General features: G+C 45.1%; 6 protein-coding genes. 1 reads left to right on the top strand and 5 read right to left on the bottom strand.

Annotation, left to right across the window (positions count from 1 at the left end):
- Positions 1 to 52: 52 nt before the first annotated feature.
- From ACKLNH_RS07690 to ACKLNH_RS07670, 5 genes are all read right to left on the bottom strand, one after another.
- Positions 53 to 4,723, bottom strand: a complete 4,671-nt coding sequence (locus tag ACKLNH_RS07690) for an OmpA family protein (RefSeq protein WP_413111678.1) — start codon at positions 4,721 to 4,723, stop codon at positions 53 to 55.
- Positions 4,716 to 5,834, bottom strand: coding sequence for a TolB family protein (locus ACKLNH_RS07685; RefSeq protein WP_413111677.1), 1,119 nt, complete (start codon positions 5,832 to 5,834; stop codon positions 4,716 to 4,718). The genes ACKLNH_RS07690 and ACKLNH_RS07685 overlap by 8 nt, the downstream gene beginning before the upstream one ends.
- A 7-nt stretch (positions 5,835 to 5,841) precedes the next feature.
- Positions 5,842 to 7,674: a hypothetical protein gene (locus ACKLNH_RS07680; protein ID WP_413111676.1), complete on the bottom strand. Its 1,833-nt coding sequence runs from the start codon at positions 7,672 to 7,674 to the stop codon at positions 5,842 to 5,844.
- Between the two features lie 363 nt (positions 7,675 to 8,037).
- Complete coding sequence (locus tag ACKLNH_RS07675) at positions 8,038 to 9,492, bottom strand: PAAR-like domain-containing protein (RefSeq protein ID WP_413111675.1); 1,455 nt, start codon at positions 9,490 to 9,492, stop codon at positions 8,038 to 8,040.
- Positions 9,493 to 9,701: 209 nt separating this feature from the next.
- Complete coding sequence (locus ACKLNH_RS07670) at positions 9,702 to 19,067, bottom strand: hypothetical protein (RefSeq protein ID WP_413111674.1); 9,366 nt, start codon at positions 19,065 to 19,067, stop codon at positions 9,702 to 9,704.
- A gap of 476 nt (positions 19,068 to 19,543) precedes the next feature.
- On the opposite strand from ACKLNH_RS07670, the gene ACKLNH_RS07665 reads away from it, so the two are divergent.
- A partial coding sequence (locus ACKLNH_RS07665) for a toxin VasX (protein WP_413111673.1) occupies positions 19,544 to 22,735 on the top strand: 3,192 nt, incomplete at its 3' end.

Here is a 22,735-nt window from a genome sequence, read left to right as displayed (position 1 = left end):
CCTATCTGCTCGGTTGATGGTTCATTCTTACTCTACTTCGCCAGTCTCGCCATCAAATCTCCCCCTCAGGAATGCGATACTGCCAACTATTATTTTCCTTCACCCACTCTTTAACGATTTTTTCATGCTCTGTCGGTTTTCTCTGCCACCTCTCATACAGCCCGCTATTACCGTATTTAGGTTGCTGCGTCCACGGTGCCGAAAGCCAATCTTCTGGGGCATCGACTGTAAAAGTATAGTTATCACGCTCTTCAAATGTATGTGAACGCGCTCTTGGATCGTCCGCATATGGATTATCTTTAAACTGAGGTTTAACGCCCTTACGCCTATTCTTAATGACGGTTGATGCGCCATCACTGCTATTTAACTTAAACGCTCCAAACTCAAACTCTAACGGTGCTGTCGCCTGGTTAATATCAACCCCTAGCGGTCGTAAGCCTTTGACACGTTTCCCCGTCGGCGCCTCATACTGACACTCAAAACACCCTACATAAAGCTGCCTTTTAGCGCCAAAATACATGCCTCGTTGCATCAGGGCTCCTTTCATGCCAATCAACGCAAGCTCTTCATCATTCAGCTGCTCCAAGTAGGTAATAAGCTGCATTTCTTGAGTGCTTAGCGAATCATTTACAGGACAAAACTGCATAGAGCGCCTATTTGGGTCACTATGTTTCAGTTCGCCAACCAGCTTAGTTTCTACATGTATCGGTAAGCCCTTACCATTCTTGCCAAGCAACTCACAATTGATCTCAATACCCTCTAAACTCAACTGCATTTTTCCAAAATCGGGTACTAAGCGCTCATTGTAGTGATCATTTCCAATGGTTAGCACAAAATAGAATCGCACAGATTGATCCCACACGCCCGAGCGACTGTCCAGTTTATAGCCGAAAGCATCTTGCAACTCGCCATCACCCACCTGCGTAAAAATTGCCAACTTGGTTTGCCCAGAGCGATGCAGATGATTCTGATTTTTAGTAAACAAATCAGGATACTGACTATTTGTTGTCGATCTTAAATAGAATTGCGGCACTAAAAGGTCCCGCTGATAAAACATCTTCCCCTGCCTCTCTATTCCCAAATTAGGCCGTTCATCTGTCGCCAACTCAGAGGTGTTTATGGCAAAATTGATACAGTTTTTCTTATAATTGAACTGGCCACCCTGTGTCGAAACTTTAAGCCGATACGTCATTTTCTCTTCAAGCCCGCGACCTATCCATCCTGTATCGTTGCCTGCCAGTGGTTTCAGCCCCCAAAAATGGGTCACACCAAAGTGATAAAATGGCTGAAACGCCACACAGAGCTGAGTGTCGTTATCGTTATCGAACAGCGCTTTAACCTTGCTGTTTTCTGCAACCACTTTCGGCAAGTCCAGCCTTCTCTGCTGAGTCATCGTCGCCGGAAAAACGGGCCCTTTAACATCTTTAACAAAGTAGACGTAACGATCATAACCAATATCAAGATGAGCCCAGGCTCGCTTACTCTCTTTAGGCTCCTTAACGATCAACACAAACATCACCTTATCGAACGGTGTCAGTGTATGGCGTTTCGTATCGTACTCCTGCCAGTTTTCTTTGCCCGTTTTCGCTTCATCCACATAAGACGAAAAATAGATGCCAATATAATCAAAATCTCTGGCTGTAAAATCCGTTTTATCTACTTGAATCAAGCTACTCAGCCCTGACAACGCCCGTTGATTTCTGGTGTATTGGCTAAGAACAGGAAAAGTCGAACGAAAACCTTCCATTCGAAATGAGCGACGATCCCGTTGACTCAATTGATTATTAATGTAGTCATCAAGCGTATCGCCCGACGCAAGTAATTCCGCAGCAATGATTCGCTGAGTGGGGGTATTATAGGTGACTCGGGAGTCTTGCGAATTCTTCACGTATTGGTAAAGCGCACTAGAGCTTCTCACCTCTGCTTCATAATGGCCATCTAACCATACGCCAAACAGCGAGTAGCCATCGTAACAATCTAACCACTGATCATCACACAAGTAGTGATTAATATACCCCTGTATAATGTCATCACGTTTATCGAACAAGCTTTCATCACGTTGATTTTTCAGTTCAAAATAGTCAATCAAACGCATCAAACCACTCAATGCGATAGCACGGCTATAATACTGACGAACAATAAATTCACAGTACTCATTACGAAACTCGATACTCTCTGGGTCTGAGATAACCTGCCCAAGATCGGCTCCCTTCAACAAGAATGCTTTCAGTTCAGCTTCACTCGCAAACTTTTTCCTGCCCCAGTCGTTACGATAGCCGCTGAAGTTTTCAGTAAATTCTTGAATCAGTTTACGTTCAAGCTCATACACATTAGCAAAATGCTCTGTTTTCTTTTCGCGCTGCGCAGCGATTGCGTAGCGGCTATTAAGAAAACACTCATCAATAATGCTGCCAACCCCGGTCACCAGTCCGCTCGCCTCTTTAAGCAATGCGCGTCCCGCCACATAAGGCGCTATAGCAGGAATGAAGCCCGCAGTACTCACTAAAACCTCAAAGGCTTGCATACGCAGTTGCTTTTGCTGCACATCTAACGCCTCGGTTCCGAGTTGACATGCATAACGGTGTCGCTCCAACAACTGGAACAATCCGCGACTTTGTGCGACTTCCACCCCGTACTCTCCAGAGTAAAGTGTCACTGTCACCACCCTTCGTTGCGCTTCAGGCACATAAACGCCCCGACAGCCAATAAAGTCGAGTTTCACTCGCGGATCTTCTCCAGAACGCCCTAATCGTGTGGCAATGTGGCTAGCTCTGTCTAGTGCCAGTGCGTCGTTATGCTCTCGGGTATTGATTGGCGTTGCATGACTGACAATATAAACTCGTGAACGCGGATACGCAGTCATATACGCTTTTATCGCAGCAAGTTTATCAGTACCTTCCGATGTGGTTGTCGCGTTCTTCTCAAAAGAAAACTCAAAGCAAGCCACCATCTCATTGCCACGCAGCTCTATATTACCGCCAAAATCATCCAGCCCGGCAGAACGTTCGGTTGGTAAAATGCAGTAGCGAACATAGCTCGACACCGCTTTTTCCAGTGCCTTTTTGCTGTCATCTAACTGCGCCTCGGTTTGATTAACAATCGAGATATCTTTACGCAGTTTATCCACCGCTAACGCGGTATTAGCAATGGTTAATGCCCGAGATGCCATAGTCGCGCGAAAATAGGCTTTCTCCGAAGTTAGCGACGGAGCCAAATGACGGCGTGAAACCTTAAACTGGTATAAATGGTCACTTGAAGGCAATGGCCCCAAATGACGCTCAAATACCCGACGACTAAAATCAGCAACCGAAATCGTTTTGCCACGGTTTTCAAGCGCCGCCATAAACTTGCCATATTTGTCTGCACTGTCGTGCAACGCAAACACGCTCTGAATGATCTTTTTCATCTCACTCGGAATCGCCTGACCGTCACTACCTGCCTCTATCGCATCAAGCAGGTTTTTACCTAAATCGATGCCAGCGCCGCGAAAGTCGGTTTTGCTATGTTGACCATCTGCTTGAAAATAACCATCGACCTTGACATGGCCATTAACATTAATAAAACCATTCGCGTAACTCATGGCGCCGCGTGCCAATTTGCGTGTATTCGCCAATGGATCGGTAATAGACTTGATAGCAGGAGGTGTATTGGTACCACTGTACGCCTCATGCAGATAGGCCAGCTCCTCTGGGTATTTACTGATCAGCATCTCTTCTAAACTGACCGGATCGCCACTGACCACCGCGATGGGCCCAAACGAGGTATGCAGATCAAAGCTGAGCACTTCAGAAAATTCGTAATAATACTGCCCAGATTCGCTTAGTTTGAGTTGCTCAGGATCTATATACGGTATCAATTCGACATTTCGACGAGCCTCAAATATCACCCGAAAACGGTAGCGCCCCGTTGGCGCTGGCTCATGCAAGAAGAAACACGCAAAAGCACTGTTGTTATTTGCACCTGAGTCAGTAATTTCAAATCGCTGGGTAGGACGAATCCCTGCATCATCAATCAACTCGATATTCTGTCTAAAAAAGTCACCGGAATTAAACTGCACATAGATCACTGCCGCTTTCGAAACCGCAAAACCGTTTAATGGTAAATTAGAGACATGCTGTTGATGCCACTCTTGGTAACTGGCTGCCGCCTTGGCAGAGCTCGCTAAGTCTGGCGCTTGCAGTTGCTCAGGCCAAACCGGCTGTAGGTGATAAACTTGAAAGTTCGCTTCTTGTTCGGTTTTTGCAACAAACGCTTCGAGCCAAGCTTCTGGCAACGAATCGTTGTCAAAGTCAAGACTGCCAATATAGGCGGCCAAATGGCTCAGTTGTGGCAATAGCAACTCCACCTGGCGTGCTTGCGTCGCCGCACCCGTGATATCTAAGGGCACTTCAATAAGTGATCTGGGTACATAGCTGTCTAGGCTGAGCATCTGCTCGTCCAGCTCACCGCCGACTCTCTTTAGTGGTAACAAATGATGAACTATGCCCTCTTCACAGCTGCCCCACAAGGCCAACGGCTCATCGTCGACCCTGGCTATTATCGGCGTGTTACACAGCGGCAAGATATCGCTCTCGCTGGCAATGCCGTTCTCTGCAAGGTTTTTAAAGCTAATTTGGCGATTACCATCAAGCTCAACCGCATTGACATGAAACAGATATAGCTTATCTCTTAAGGTTAAAATTTCACTGTCACTGTGCTCTGGATGGGGCTGAAAATTACTCATTGCTGCCCCCAAGATTATAAAAAGAAATTCCCCAAGGAAGAGCTGATAACTCAGTGATCAACAAATTGGAGTGGCGCTGGCATGTGCGGGTGTCGATATATTGCAATCCACCATAAGCAAACTCGCCACCCGGACCAAGTTGATTATTCCCTATATCGCAAGAGCGCTTTTCAACCTCTTGAGTTTCAAGATTAACGTAAATATTTTCCTGCGCATTATTGCTGGCAAACAGCCACTGCCCCAAAGGGTCAATACTTGAGAATGAAGGATTTATTCGTGAGCGCTGCACCGTGTGCTCGTCGGCTGTCAGTTTCAATCCTTCATCAGCCAAAACACCACTGCTGCCTTGATAAATTTCATACCCTAATGCGTGCAACACAATTCGTTTATCACCGACATAACGGTGCTTAATGCCATGCACGTACTCATCGGATGTAAACTCGGCGATCTCCCCGGTGGCTGGCTCATAACGCTTATACACCCAGCCATCACCAAAAAACACATAGCGACTGTCTGCGGTCCAGTTCAATTGAGTCCGCCCGCTCTCACTGCCCACCAACACCTCTTCCCCGCTGTCTAAATCGACAATATACTTGTTGTTTGAGGCCATGTAACCGAGGTAGCGTCCATCGGGCGACATTTGTGCTTCAGTTCTAATCGTTCCTTTACCTTGCGGAATATGCACTAAACGCAAATCACTGTAATCGACCTTCATACTCCAAATTTTACGTTGCGTCTCTTCGTCTGCGCCTTCCTTCAAGTTATTCCAAATGAACAGCATTCGCGGCTCGCTGTAGCTATCGACATCCGTGCGGTCTTCACGCGGCCACTCACTCGCCACTTGCACATCATAAGCGCGATAGCCATTGGGGTAGTAGATTATGCTGTTGTGCTCGCTGATCACCTCGCGGGAAGTTGGAATTAGTTCCTCACCATAGCGCTTTTTATATTCTTCCGCTTCTCCGTTTAACAATGGCGTCCAGCTCTTCCACTCTGGCTCTTTAGGCTGCGCCTCTACCACAGGTTCAGTGGCTTGTTTATTATCATTACAGCCAGTGAGCAACAAAGCCGCGGCAACACACGTTGAAATAAGTAAAGGTTTAAACATCATTTTTCTCTTAATCTGTCTCGCTAGAGCGAGTTAATAGGGTTTGTACTGCCACGTTGCTGATTACGGGGATTGATATGGGCGTGAACGCATTCCCACGCACGAGATTCACTCGCTCTACCTCTGGCGGTATGGGACCGAACCGTAATAATCGCCACGCGTCGTCTGTTTGGTTTCGAATGGTGGATTTGCTGCCTACCCGCTCGCCTAAGGGGCGTCGCTGCGACCAGCCTTTAGGGTCATCGGCATCTTGCAATTGGTAAAAATCTTGTGGGCAATCCACTTTGTCATCAAATTGATATTGAATGTATAGCTCGCGTGGTGGAGGAGCCATTGCCCAGTGGGCAATATTCTCAGCACGGTTTTCTGCCAGCACACCACTATCGGCACAGAGCAATCTGGCATTATCGAGACGAATGGCCTCACCTGGCTTGCGCAGATAGTCTGCATTACACTCTCCACACTGGAACAAGTGCTGACTTTCTGACTCAAAGTTCTGCTGTGTTGAATAGAGCTCCAACTCGTCAAGCGAATAGCAATTAACCGGTAACTCTTCTGGGCTATTCACTACCAACTCCAAATCGCCTTCATTGAGTTGCTCGGCACTAAATACCAATCTAATCTTTTGCTGCTCGCCGTTAATTTTGTATGGCACCCAAACGTGCGGCATCGGCTTTCCTTGTGCTTCACGCTTGACTGACACATATCCAGATTGGCTCGCCTCAAGGGTTTCAAAGCTGCGCACAAAGGTGTATCGAACGCCGTCTGCCATCGAGCTTGTGAAAGTCACGTCAATCGATTCGTCGTCTAAACCAGTTATCCACACTGTAGCATTACTGCCAACCTCACCTTGATAAACGCGGCCATTCGCACTGGTAAATTCATACTGTGCGTAAGGCTCGGCAATACCTAACTCGTCATAAGCCATCAACTCCACGTAGCGATTCGCTTGCTCGCTTGTACGATTGCCAGCATGACCACGGTAATACGTCAAATCGACTTCGCGCAAAGCGCCGTTCGAGGTGATTTGTAACTCTCGCCACACTGCGTCTTGCCATATTAAATAGAGGTATCCGCCCCGTAACATGCCAGCTTTCTCTGGTGAGGCACTATCATCAAGAAACGACAACAACTGGAGTGGAATAAATACATTTTCCCATTCATCCATCTCGGTTGCTTTTTCAACAGGTGTCAGCCCTTCTGCGACCAACAGTTGTAGTGGTGTCGTTTGGCCATCCATCGGTATGGATATATAGAGATTACGGGGTTCGGCACTTAAGCCACTAAATTGAGCCAAGCTACGATGAGGGTATTGATTATCTTGTTTGGGTTTCGTGCTCTTTGCCGCTTGTTGCTCGGTTTTACTCAAGGTGAAATAGCATTTATTCGCTGGCCACTGGCCCGCAAGCTCGACCACAATTTTCCTCTCCGCCTGAGGGGATGTGTGATTGAGTGTCGACAGCGCAGGTAGCACGACATCACTTTGCACTGCTTTGTAATTTGATTTGACTGGGGTGTGATTAACATGTTCAAGCCCCGAGATAAGGGCGCGGAGTGCTGGATAAGCATTGAGCCTTTGCCCTGTTATCGGTTGTTGGCGTGGAACCGTTGCCAAGGCAACCCACTGTGCAGACCCAAGCGTAAAGCGCAAAAGTTCAAGGACACGCATACTGTTTTGTAAATCGCCCAAACTGGCCGACAACATCTTAGGGAGTTGCGCTAACGTTGCGCGCATATTTGGGGTATGACGAAGTGCCTGAATGAGTTCATCAGGCGATAAAACATACACCAGATCGGCATTAGTCAGCGCTGATCCGGGGATAAAACGGTATTGTGTGTACATGGTATCTCCACAGCCAAATAATGCAAAAGTTAGCCGCGGTGATTAGTGAGTTGATTAGACTCAAATAAGCGATTCTCTGACGGTAATATTACCGCTCGAGTGACTAGGTTTCAACGCTCCCGTGTACAGTAATTAACACCAAAACAAAAGCGGAACGAGTGTCACGCTTTTTCATTTTGAGGGGTATTAATAGCCGAGGCATCTATTAATTGGGGTGATGCATTATTCATGCACTTCCCCCTTACTCATGAAATTACATTAAGAAATGCTACGATCAAAAGTTATTTTAAGCTCGCTCAATCCCAAATAGATTTGCCAACTCTTTTTTCTTCCAGATAACGTCATTTTGTTGTGTAAACACAGCTACTCTGAATAGCTATTTTTAAAACAATATAATGGACCCTTTAAGCTCTCCGCACTGTTCGTTTCAACGACGACACTAATGTCGCCAATTGATGAATTAAATACCGCGTGAGAAACATTGGTATGCAGCTCTGGTGGTGCAGAAAGTACTATATTGCTAATTTGTTCTCCGAGTGAGACTAATAAGCGCTCCATTAACTCTGGCAATATTTGCTCGACTGCTTTCATCTCTTTTTCATAGTGCTCTATGATCTCGATGACAGCGCCATAGTTACAATAGCGAGCATGAGTTTTAATATAGGACAGACGATAACAAAGGCTTTCTGTTAACTCACTTAAAAATTGAACTATCTGTTGCCCATATTGAGACCAATCTAGCTCCGTTAACCCATGCTGCGCGTTTCCAGTGCCTAAATTCCGAGCTGCCAATAGTAAAGTAGAATGGAGTGTTTCCTCGTTAACGTGCGTTAGTTGCTGAAGTGAACGGCCCTCCTTTATACACAAAGGAAACAGGCTATGGGCGAACGATTTGTAAACCTGTTCATTATCTCGCTCAGTTTGCAGCTCATCCAACGCTGAGACAAATTGTGCCGTGAAATGACGATACTCCGTGGCTGAGGCTAGCATTGGGCTGAGCTTGCTTGCCGAGCGGTGCACCATATCCGCAAAATCTCTATCCGCAAAGCGTTTTGACCTTAACAATCCCCAGCGCTGCGGTGTGCCAATTCTATCTTCCCAGAACAGGCATTTTTGCCCAGACGCGGCACTAAAATAGCTCGAATGCTCTTCTATAGATTGCTCGAACTGTTCTGATAGATACTGATTAAATATGTAAGGTGTATCGGTATCCATAAAGCGTAACGAAAACTGCATTTCGGCTAAGCCAGAAACTATCGCTTGTCCGCTGTCATCCAACGTCCCTGATGCTGCAACATCACCACTCTCGTCGACTATTTCAAACTGCGCGTTCTTTAAAGGAGTTCCATTGGGGTAGTGGCAATGCAAAGAAACAGTGAATGTGCCCACATCATCTGCAGAAACAGAGACCGAGGGGTTTTGTACACCACTTAAGCACATGGTGTTTGCTTCATTCATGCTCATTTGATCAGAGAGACGGCATACCCCTTTGCCCTCAATTTTTACTGTTGCAGATTGGGTGGTAAACTCTGCTTCGCCCTTGATTGTACCTGACTTTATTCCTTTTTTGTCTCCTGCTTCATCGCCAGTGCTTTTACTAAATGTACTTCCCTGAATAGCAATACTACTACCCCCATCAGCCGTGACGGTTGTAGATCCACCAGCAAGATCCGAAGACTCGGCCGTATTTTGATATGGCAAATCTTTAATTGGTTTCCCTACCTTGGTCATACAAACATCGGGGATATCAGCATTGGCAACACCACCAGATCCCTGATGTACCACACTCAATCCGTTTGCATTTACAGTTACACCCATAACAATACTTCTTTGATTAAAATAACAACTATTTTAAATCATGACATGGGTTGCTTTCTGACTTTATTAATAGGCATATTCACTGTTCTTTAGTAAATTGTGAAATATGGGATTTAACGCAGAGAAGCAGTGTCTCCATAAAAATAAAAAGGCCAAGTAAATAACTTGGCCTTAGAGCATGTCGGTACAGAAAATTACTGTATCACTAATTAATTAACGTCATATTGAAGCTCAACTTGTTCTGCTAGATTGCCATATTCATCAGTAAGATTGACTGTGATGGACAATGTGCCGCTAAAAAAGGAACTATGGCTGAGCAAGTACTGCCAATCACCTGCCTCATCGGTAATGTCAATCAGCATCTCATCGGAACTTGAACCCATCAAATGAGAGTAAAGCCACTGTAAATGGACTTGCTCATCAAGCGCATAGCGGCTAATCCCTGCCACTTTAACCCCATCACTTAGCTGCTTCTTGGTCATTCCTGACGTTGTATTAATTTCGTTCCCTTCACTATCAAACAGTGAAAATGCCACTTCCGGTATGGTGCTTTTTAACGACAGTGGGCGGTCAAATTCGGCTGAGCCACTATTTGCGAACACATCAATATAACTGACTGCTAGATCTAAATTGCCATCGCTCAAACTGCTAAGATCGAGTGTGGTGTTCCACTGCTGATTTTGATAAGTAAAGCTATCTGCTGAAACTGTCCGACTGTTTTCATCTGTGACAGTAACCCTCAATGACTGCGGACGATTTTCAATTGTTCCACCTATAGTCACCTCACCGACCATATTCGCATTGATCTTGTTTTCATTATCTATATCAAATATCGATAAGGGTTGCGCATCTACCTGTAAATGGAAGGTTCGCTCTGCACTATTCTTATTGCCGATTGTGTCGATAATTGTCGCGAGAGCACGCACTTCACCATCAGCTAGATCTGTTTGAGAAACCAAGTTAGTGTCAGCTGTTTTCCAATTGGATTTATCATCTCGCACATTTAAAGCAAACTCTTTATCCCCCTGCTGCAATACGACGGTAACCGCGTAGTCCCTCTTGTCTCTCGTGCCAAAAATAACAAACTTGTTTGCCGCATCACTGTTAATGATGCCATTTTCACCAATTTCATTAATAGAAATTGACGGCAGCGTCGCCTGTAAATCAAAACTGCTATGTGCCAAAACGTGATTGCCGTAGCGATCGATAACTTCAACGCTGAAAGGGATCGTACCGTCATCAAGGCCGTCCGATAGCAAATTATACGGCTGTGTTTGCCAGCGACTACCTGTTTGCGATTCAAGAGGTAGTGGGTTGTTATTGTTCGCGCCAACAATAATAACCTCGATAATGTCATCATTCGCCGAAGAACTGCCAGATATCACTAACTGGCTCGCTGCGTCTGCATTCACTAAACCGCCACCCATTACAGGCTCAATCGTCACTGACGGAGGTACTAACCCAACATTCATTAAGGTATTAACAGAAACAGTATTTCCTCTACTATCTGTCACTGTGGCGACTAAATCTATCTCTCCTACATAGCCCTGTTCAGAAAAGTCATCCAAGGTCGCTTCCCAAGTATTATTATTTGTATTAACTGAAGCTGTACCAGTGATCCACTCGACCTGTGTACTCGATAGCCACACCTTATTATCAAGAACATCTTGGTGTCGACTCACGGTTCCTCTCACTTGCAACTGTTTCGCCATATCAATATTGACGTCAGGAACATCGTCGACAGTTATCTCAACCCCCTGCTTCACTAAGGTAACAACGACCTCATCGCTCAGTGTCAACCCATCCTCAACATCAACAGTAACTCGAATAGTCAAATTGGCATTGTTATTGAAGCCCTGCAGTGAACCCGGCAATATTTGCCATTGACCATTAGTAATCGTTGCTTGTGCTGAAATATTATTGCTGCCCTGACCAGAAATGAGCATGTTCACCAGCCTATTGTCTAAGTGGCTAGCGGTGCCACTAAACACCGGAGCAGCAGCTTCTTGCGCATTAATCGTATTGCCACTACTGTGGCTGGTCAGCTTAATCTGCGGCTCTACATATGTGAATGTTTCACTCCACACCGAGCAAATACCACTTAAATCACCCTTTAAGCATGCCAACAGCGACACGGTATATTCAGCGTTTGATAGTGCATTAAAATCCGGACTGAGGGTATCTGAAATCGTTCCGCCATTCCCGTTGTTGATATCCCCGAGCAGCGCTTCTTTAACGATCACACCTTGAGCGTTTTTCACTTCATACCCTAGTGAAAAAGCGGTGTTAGCTGTACTGCTATAGCGTAATAAATTACTCCAACTCAACAGCGGGTTAGGCTTTACGTTGGTAATGTCTAATGTTGGTACACCAAACACTTCTACATCTACTGTTTCCGTACTCTTATGTCCAACCTTGTCTGTTGCTGTGAGCGTTGCAATGTACTGTCCTACTGGGACATTAAAGCTTTTTGCGTCGGTCGACGGCAAATTAAATGACATTGTCGCTGCCGATGCCCCTTCATTACGGGTTAAAAGCTTGGGATTTAAATCAATCGTGACATCTCGTAGATTGGCATCATATACGGATGCACGAACAACCACATTATAGAGATCTCCAGACTGTTCGCCTGTCTGCTCAAAATGTATGTCTGTGATTACCGGATCCTGCCAATCAAGAATAATATCGATACCATCAGCATCGAAATTGGTATTCGCGTAAACGAAATCGGTAATATCACGACCAATATTGTCAAATACTGTCACTTTTAACTTATATTCACCCTGGTTTGCATCCGTGAAATGCAATTGACGCGTGACCGAACCATTACCGATAGGTCCTGTCACGGTGCTTGGAGCCTGCTCTGGCTCGCCATTGCGCGGAACAAAAGCAAGTTCATAACTGGCAGCAGTCACCATCGCACCTTCAGCCGTCGGAGCGTCGATGGTAAAGCTATACGGGCCACTCTCACTCGTAAACTCAATAATACCATTACGATACTCAACCCCAGAGACATCAAAACTAACGTCTGGTTTATCAATACCAAAGATGGTCCGCTCTTCAACATCAATAGACTCATTTCCTGCACGGTCTATTGCCATCACCGTTAACGTTAACTCATTGCCTCGGATCTGATTTAACACACTGTATGGAATATCAAACACGGTCAGATTCGCGTCATTTTCGTCAACGCGTTTCGTTTGTGAGTGGTTACTCCCAATGAGATTGTAGGCGACCTCATAAAGACCACTTTGTGCGTCACTAATATCAAACTGAAAGCCGCCCGCCGGCACAGGCTCACCACCACCCGGTGGTTGATATTCAGAAATCATTGCACCACTCACTTCACCAATTACCGGTGGTGTATCATCGAAAATCAACCTAACAGATGAGCTCGCTTGTTTATTCCAAAAATCCAAGACTTCAACCCCGACATACAAATTCCCTTGTGTGCCGCCTAAGTCAGCTTTAAAGCGATAGCACACATCTAAAGTTGAGCAATTTTCAGAGTCTAAACGAGTAAACATCTCAATGTGGTCAATAAAGGTATACGTATCCTTAGAACCATCGTAATAGGTAATATCCACTTTTAAATCATATAGCAATGAGTCAAGGCCGAGTTCGTACTCAAAAACAAACTCCAATGTCTTACTACTAATGTAGTCACCATTAGCGTGGTCGACATGACGAATAGTCGGGGCGCTCGTTGGAGGTAGCAACTTAATCGTATTTTGAGTAAGTTGCTGATTTCCAACAGCGTCTTCGATACCACTTAAACGAACACTCTGTTCACTCGTACGAGCGTTGATTATCTCATCATATGTTCCTTTGAAAGTCAGGTGACGGTTGCTAGTACTTCCTGTGGCGTTATCTAACGCTATTCTCTCTTGAGCATGGTTAATCAGCACAATATTATTAACCACCTCATCAGGAATGCCTGCCATATCATCCTTAACTTCAAAGAAAAGGTAGATCATTTTCTCATTGCCAGTTGTAACCACTGAGTGGGTGTTATTTAAAGCATAACCCTCACGATCGATAATCTCTGGAGGCGTAATATCAATGCCTCGAAAAGACATTCCCTGTACAACCTCTGCACCATTACCACCAACTGTACGGGTAATAAGCACAGGTTCATTGTAATCTTGAGTAAAGCTAGCGAATAAACACTGCGGGTTACCCTGCGGGCTGCTGACATAGTCATACGGGGATAATGTATTTCCAGGTGGGTTATTGCCATCCCATTCACTTCGCTCTCGAATCCAACATTCGATACTGCGTGGATTTCCAGTAACGTTGGTATCTTCGTATCCGAACTCTACCGCCATTTCACGTCCAGAAATATGGCTACTAAAATTCTCCGGCTTGGTAATTAGTACTTGATAACCACCACGCATAACACCAAGAGACCAAGCATCCGTCTGCTTCATCGCATCATCACCCGGATTAACCAAGGTTCGGTTCGTTGCCTCAACGTTTATCTGGTAGTCACCGTCGGTTTGCACAAAACTGCTTAGCTCGGCTTCCCAGCGCCCCTCTCCAACTCTTTCAAAATTGAGCGCTTGTCCTTGCTGGCCCGCGTAAGCAATCGTTCCCAATACTCGATTAATACCACTTTGATCATCGCTTGCGTTGACCACTGCAACAACACGTTCACTCACGTGTTCTATTAGCGTTTCTCCTCGCTCTAACGGCCGCCCTCCCACCAAGAGGCTTAATTCGACAGTTGGATAGATATCATCGACTTGTATAGTAAAGTTACTGGTTGTTGCATTGCCCCGAATATCTTCTGCCGCAATTTCTAGCGAAAATGTCTCGCCGCGGTTAATTTTAATGATGCGATCTTCATTAACATTCAGCCAATTGCCTGGGACGCCCCCAACAGGGAAATCTCGATACTTTAATGAATCCGCTTGTACCGAGTGCTCATCTAAATCGGTTACGGTCAGGTTAAACGCATATTCACGTGCGTACCAATTTTCTTCATCGAACCCCATTAGTCCTATAACTGGCGGTTGATTATCAAATATGATGCGGAAATTTTGGTTACTTGAAAAACCATGTTCATCTTCTGCTTCAACAGATAAAGTTACCCAACCATCAGCATCTTCTTTTATTTGATTTGTGGCATCCTCATCTAAGAACAACTTAAGGTTAACCAGAGATTCAGGTGTATGAGGGGGCAGCAACGGTAACTCTTGTCCTTGTTGCCAGACACTAACCGACGTCACGCGTGATGCATCGGTGATTTCTGCGATATTGACATAGAAGCGTTTTCCTACAATATTATTGGTGCCCAAATGGTCAACATAATCTGTCACCCAAGGGGTACCTAAACTTACTTTCGGTGCTTCGCTATCAACAGTAAAAGTAAACTCCCCTGTATTAAGATTTGGGAAAGGTTTCGCAGTATCTTCTGCTGTGATTTCGAAAATGTACTCCTGCCCATTTTCTAATCTGTCTGCAACGAGCCTCACCTCTGTGTTTGCGTTATGACCAATAAGGTACGCTGTTACATCATTGCAGTCATCACTCTCACAATGTGTTAAAGGATGCGCTGGCAAATTATGACCACGCATTGTTATCGAAATTGGCCCCGGGTCACTAAAGTCCCCAACGCCATAATCAATAACATTGGCTACTCGCCAGCGTTGATTGCCACCTAGAATATACGTTCCTACCGGGTCGATAACCGGAGCATTGGAGTCAACCTTTAGGGTGAAGGCATCTCTGGTTGCATCTAATAAATCCGTTTTATTACCAAGATAATCTTCTCCTAATACCAATATATCCCAGGTGCCATTACCGATCTCATGAGCATATTCATCAATACAATCACCCGCTTTGCACAATACAAGGCGAGAGCCTTGCATATCATCAGTGCCGAACTCCAATTCGGTACGCCCCTGTTTAATAATGACGGTGCGTTCGCTAAAGTTCTCACCTACCGTATCTTGAGCGCTAAAATCTAAGAATCGTGAAGAGGCAAAACTAATATAATCTTGCTGCGGATCATCAACACCTGGTGGTGGAAAATACTCATACTTTGGCGGATCATTATCAATAATAAATGGAACATGATACGTATCCGTTGAAAAACCATAATTATTGTCATAAATATCAGAAGCACTAACATCTAACTCTAACCGTGCGATATTCGGATAACTTGGCGATAAAGTATCAAAACCAAACTGATACGCATGATAATAGGTTCCTGTCTGCTCGGCATCTGGATGAATGTTAGCATTTTGCGGCTCAGCATCAGTATTGACCCAAACAAGGTCAAAAGCGGGAGCCTCGCCATCAGAGTCTTTTATTCCTGAAGGATCTTCAAGTTCAATCAGTACCCGGTCAATAAGGCCTCGCAGGTACCAATATCCTCCTTGATAAAGCGCCGCAGAATTTGCTGACAGCGCATCTACTGAAATAGTCACTGACGGCGGGTCTTGATCAATCGGGCCGCCTGCTGAATCAAATAACTCGTTCCCATCGAGTACTGGGTTAATGCTCGCCATCCGATTAGCAAAAAAGTAGATGTCTTGACTTAATATTGAATCGCCATAGTTTCTCGTTAAGAATTTAATATAATGCTCGGCCAATTTTGAACGATACCAATCAGAAGTTATATCTTCCCTCCCGTATGATAAGCGACGATTATTCCAACCTCTTCCATTTGGTTTACCGTCACTACTAAAATCTTCAAAAAACAGTTTTGCAAGATCGACACTGTTGCTCGTAGGGTACTCCGCCATCTCTCCTAGCGCTTCAACAATGAAGCGATGCTGAAACTCTTCAGTTATATCAACATACTCATCGAGATCTTCATTGGTCGCATAGCGGGTGCGTGTCGGGTTAAAGCCAAAAAAATCAGTTTCTGATTGGAAAATTCTATCTACCGCGTCCAACGTCACCCGCGGATCACTTTTGTCTTTATTCCATAAGTATGCAAAAAAACCAGCCTGATAAACAGTCAGTTCTGTCATGTAGATCTGTTTACCGTACTCATCAACAAATACATAAGCAGAAAAGGCATGGTCCTCATTAAGATTTGCAGGATCTAGTTTTGCATTCGCCCTACTATCTTTACTCCATTGATAGTAATGTGCTTGGTTATTGTTACTATCCAAGGTAATTTTAATTACTTGGTTAGTGTGTTGACTAAAAATTCCACAACGAGCAAGATCCCTCGCATCACCTCCCGATGAAACCAACGGCACTTGCTTGGTGATACACTGATTAATATCCGCTGTCGTTCCATTTTCCGTAAAACGATAGAAATTGACTTTGGCGTTAATAAATGGCGTATTAACTTCAATGTAAGGTAGATTAAATGTGGTTCTAAACGTCGTTGTGAATAACTGAGATTCATTACCAGACTCATCTGTCACCATTAAGGTGAGACGCTGCTGATGTTCAGGTCCAACGTTTTTAAAACTAGGACCAAAAATATCGCTGGTAAATGGGACAAAGTACGTCATTGACGGGATGTGGCCATTTCCGTCAGGCTGCGGCATCTTTTCATGCGGTATCGCTCGCGATCCGTCAACAGTATCTCGGCTGGTTATCGTTCGAGAATAAACAGGAGCGTCCAAATTAGGGCCTGACTCCCATCGTACGGTTAACAACAAATTTTCCGCCGATGAGCCAACGCTACCACCACCTCCCAGCGGGTCTCGCACCTCTACTCGTAAGTAAGGGATATATTCCGCCTCAAGCTCTTCTCGCGTCATATCTTCAAAGTCAATATTAGGCAACATAGTTCTTAGGCCGTGGGTCGCGTACCCGTGCTTAATTGACAAATAGATCGCTCTGCTCATATCACTGAACGTATCAGCCGTATACATCTGGGTTACAGGATCGATATTGTCATTCAAGATAAACTGCATCTCATTTATCGGGAAGTGGATCACCCTTTCTGGTGGGGTTACATCTGAATAAACGAAATGGCGTACTTCATCTTGGTTACCATTGCTGTCTGTGGCTCGAAGAGTAAATGTTGTTAAGCCTTCAAAATGAGAGCGATGAATATACTGATTAAAAGAGTATACATTTGGTGTCATTGTTGGACGATACTCAAGATTTTCAAATTCACCATTATTTATCGAATAGACTAATGACGTAAGCGGTGACTTTGTTTCTGTGACCGTACCTGCCAATACATAGTCATCAACATTCGGATTATGCGGATTGTATGAGGGCGGTGATAATAACTCATCGATATTAATGACTGGATGGTTATTATCCCATTCAAACGGTATATACACTTTATCAGTAATATTACCTAACACATCTTCAGCAATGACCACCGCTCGAGCAGAAAGCACATTCTCAGCTTCTTCATCAAGTTTAAGTGTGTTGATATCTAAACGGTAATCGAGGTATCTGATACCTTGTTCAAAATTCGCATCTAACGCGCGGCAATCACTATTTAATAGACTACAAGTTGCCACCACGGTTTGCCAATTGCCCGTGTAGTCGACTTCACGCTCAATGCTCACCGTAACGCCGTGCACACCAATAAAGTCGCTAACTTCAAGTGTTAATCGCCCGGTTCCTGATAAAATCTCATTTCCTTTACGGGAGACATACGGCGGCGTTTCATTAATTGGCTTATCAGTATCTCTTATTGGGAAAATCCCACCACTGGCTGCGTTTATACGCTCCGCCATATGATAGTAATCAGCAGGATCTGTTCCTGTTCTATTGATCGTCGAGTCATTTACGACACGTAGCATATGTTGCGCGATGTGATTGGTATAAAGATCTGCGTTAACCACAACTAAGCCATAGGAGATAGGTCTAAGTACTGGTGGGTTACCCAGTACTTCTAATCCGTCCATAATGCCATTTGAACGAATATCGCGATATTGGATATCGGCTAAATTGTAGGATGTATATACTTGACTTCCATCTGTATACCCTTCCGTTTCACCAGAAGCTATATTATCAAAAGCAAACGATGAATAGGCCGTTAAAATAGCACCATAGCGATGTTCATCTAACGTAACGCTACTTACACCATCATGTTTTAAATCAAACGGTTCCGTCGCTAAAATATCTAACCCATAGGCTTGGTTAAATTCTGAATACCCTTCTGCAATCGCAACTGCTGCGGTAAGTCGGCCAGAGGGCCCACTATGGTACTCGACATATCCTGCTACAGCATTAGTCAGCGGCGTTATCATTGCGTGGGTGTCTTGCCCTTCAACGAAGTTAATGTAAGTTCGTAATCTTAACTGTCCATTTGGTCCTTTATATACTTCTTCATTGGTATATGGGTCAAGATATACCCCCCCTGTCGATTCTATATAGAGCGGCATATTTCCCGATGTTATTGGAATCGAATATTCACCTTTCGGGTTCGTGTAATCGCTACCTAGTAATGTACCAACTCGGCCATTTTGATATTCATATACCTTAACGATCGCCTGAGATACTGCCGCATCATAAACGACCCCAGAAATAATCGCCGAATCACGGCCCGGAGGACGGTGAGGTGGTTCATCAGAAGTCGAAGAGTTACATGCAGCGATCAGTAGGATAAAAACTAACTGAAAAATTCGTTTGAATAACATAGCCCAGCAAATCAAAGTAGTATTTTGAGCGTGATTATATTTCTCATATAAAAAATAACAATCTGACTAATCCACTATATAAATTGACATTTTTAAGGCTAATGAAGGCATTTTGGCGGCAGCATGAAAGCTTCAGCAAGCAAACTGAAAACATTACTAATCAAAATAACTTTAATTGCTACAATCTAAACATGAAATTAAGTGTAACTAAGCTTAAATAATGTGGAAATAACGCCTTATTGGCGCTAAAACGCCTCCTTCCTGTTAAGGTGGTTCCACTATCAGCACCTTTGTCCATAACTGTACTGATGGGGTGCTGTAACACAAATCTGCCCCAGAATCCGACCATCATCCTCCAAGCCGCCAATGTCACTATCAATTTAGTCATTTTACCTATATAAATCAGGAAATATGTCGTTGAATTAAATGATAAAGTTTAAGGTTGTTTAGTCTGGTGAGATTCAAAAGAGGATCAGATGTCGAGTGAAGAGAAATCCTATCCATTTCCTCCTGAGCATTCTATGTACTGGGAGCAACCTGAGCGTGAGATGAGCTACGCGCAAGCGGTGGAAGCCTTTGAAGCGCAAACCCCACAAGAAAAGAAGATGAGGCAAAATCCGGTAACAACCAAAAAGCCAGTTGTTGCGCAGATGCCTGCTCCCACTTTTGAATATCCTGCAGATGAGCCAATGCGTGCCATTGTTCCGGTGCGTTATGCCTTTGACTCTCTTGGTGTGTCACCGTTTCCAGATCCCGACCTCGATATCGGCTTTAAGAAAGGTCAGCGATACTTAAAAACCATTGAGCCGATGCGTGAGCTGCTCAATGGCTGGATTTATCCAAGCAGTCATGCCTTAAACATACCAACAAACAAGTCAGAAGAAAGTGCAGAGAATTGCTCAAGCAATCTAAAATGGCCGCATATTTTACGCCAACTGCGTGACGGCTACGTGTATGTGTATGAAGAGCGCTGTGGTGTTCTAGATGAATATCAGTTAGAAGGACACCACTTTACTCACACTGAAACTGAGCAGAGTGCCAGTTGCCTGCATTATCCGGTCTCTGCACCTTTGTTTATCATGTTTTCACCTGTCCAGTTAACAGAGCGCCTGAAGCACGAGTTGCGTTTCATGCCCAAAAGCCGCAATCGCTGGATGCAACGCTTATCTGTGAGCAGTATTCATAACACTGGAGGGCTTGAAACCCTCGATACCTTAGTGGCAGACATGCAGCCCGATTTACCGCATGACTTTACTCACAGCTCTACCCCTTTGGTTGAGGTAGACGTTACTACCGACGCGCCAATTGAAGGGATAAATTATGTTGAAGTTGCATGCAAAGCAGCGACTTCGCCATCGGATTGGACAGCCGATATTGCTGATGACCAACCTGCCGTCGTGGTTGCATTGGAAGATCCATTGGCTGATCTGCAAGACGCCGCAATGGCAATGCTTAGCGCATTGGTAGAGCAATGCGCGCTGACTGACGACGAAGAGACGGCCAGAAAACTCTCGATGGCGCGCTTAACTCGTGACATTGCGTTCGTCACGATAGATAAACAAGACTGGCCGTACAGTACAGTTACCAAGCAAAACTACTACCAATTTGAAAAAGATGTGAACGCCTATCTTGACGCGCACTACCTGTATAACCGAGAAGCGGCTGCAATTCTCCTATTGGGTGCCATGGAAGCGGGTGCGACTGAGTACAGCCTAACCAAACAGCGTATGGAGCAACGCGAAGCCCATCTCGGTGAGGTGTGGCAGTTTTACCCCGCGAAAAGACAAACGAAGAAGAATTACTATTTCGAATACCGAAATAAGATCAAACTGAAGCAGCAGGTCGATTCTCGTGGCTTACGTGAGTTTTGCGATACGATTGAGCCTGATCTCAATAAAGCGGAGTTTAAAGGTGAAGCGTGGGCTGATATGTTGCTTAACATGTTTCAAGGACTCGGCGACGACATGGGCCGTTTGGGCTTTGACGTGCAAAGCCGAGAGGGGCAGATCAGCTTCTTAATCCTGATCTGTCAAACCGCGCCAACATTAGTTCACCTAGCGCAAGATGAAGGTCAACAGCAGCGGCTTCATAACCTGCTTAATGGCGACGACAACCTGCTTGGGCTTGCCCCTTTCGGCGGTAGTAAAGCATTAAAAATGGCGCTAGATAGCGCGACAGTCAGTAATGCAGTGTTCAAAGATGTAAGCGATTACGGCAATTTGATCAGCCGCATTGGGGAAACGCAAAGCTTCTTCCACCACGATGAGATAAAAAATCACCCATGGATTAAAGGTTTAAGCCAAAGCTCTCATGCTGTGCTGTCTGGGCTAAGGCAGGGAATAGAGGCGGTGGGCACTGGCGTATGGGATAGCGTAGTCAGCGCCATTGTGCCAGTTCAAGTTTCTCAAAATGGCAAATTTCAGGGTGTGTATGAGTTTCGCGCTTTGTTTATGGAAAATGCCCTCCATAACACCATAGGGTTAAGCGCAGACTACTCAGACAAAATACAGGATTTTAAGTCACGGTTACAGACAGCGGAAGATACGCTCAACAGTGCCAAAAATAAGTTAAACGTTTATGAAACGAGCAACCCTGATCTCAACAATTCGCAGCCACAATCACGCGCCAACAGTCGTGCAAGCGCTGCGGAAAGACAGAGAGTTGAAAACCAGAAGAAACGAGGCGGCATTAAAACTCGGTTGCAACGAACGGTTCAAGAGGCAGAAGATGCGGTCGATAATATTTTGGGTGAAAAGCCAGCTCTGGTCATCTACAAAAACCAAGCGCTGCAATACCAAATGGAGTCCGCCTTTAAAGCGGTGCCAAGAAACTTAGCCTCTCAGACGAGTCGCGGCGCTTCAGCAGCCTATGCCGAGTTCACCAATATGGGTGGGGTTGGCTCTGTGGCCATGCTGCTCAACCTGATCAATCTCGGCTCAGTGTCGGATAAACTCACTGCCATGCCCGTTGATAGCTCAGAGCGCAGAGAAGTGATGTTTGAGTTAGGTTACTCTCTGAGTTGGACGCTCTCTTCAATGGCCGATGTGATGCGAGGTCATGTGCAAAATCATCTTGTCAATACTGGAGGTGATACGCTGATAAAGGCGACTTTTGAACAAATCAATGACAAAACAAGATTCGCTACATCCAGAAGAAATGTGCATTACTTTCGAGGCTTGGTCGCCGCGGCGTCAGCAGCAGGCTTTGTAGCGGCAGGGCTTGAGACTTGGCGGGTTGTTTTGAAAATAAATAGTGCAGATACCAACATTGAAAAGCTACTACTGAGTGCTCAAGCTGCTGCTCTATCTGCCCAAGGTATTGCCTATGGTGGTCAGTTTCTCAGAGTGCTCCGCGGCACCACTACAATCAAAACTGTCGCCGCGGCTTGGATGACCACCACGTTGTTTGTTGCGGGTCTTGTTATATTGGGTACCGCACTGCTGCTCAACTGGCTGAAAAAGTCACCATTTGAAAAATGGTTGCGTGATTCCATATGGGGACGTAATGGACCGCAATGGGCGCGCGATGAAGAGTTGCTGCGCTATGACCAGGTGGTCAACACCCCCGCTGTTAGTATTGATATTAAGACACAAACGAGCTCATTGACCGCAATGAGCTACAACAGTGCGCCACGTGTGATTAAAACGGTCACCATAATGTTCCCAGAA

The organism is Thaumasiovibrio clandestinus, from assembly GCF_047250365.1.
In the GTDB taxonomy this organism is placed as follows: Bacteria; Pseudomonadota; Gammaproteobacteria; order Enterobacterales; family Vibrionaceae; genus Thaumasiovibrio.
The sequence above is the reverse complement of the archived record's forward strand: the minus strand, read 5'-3'. Positions and strand labels throughout refer to the sequence as shown.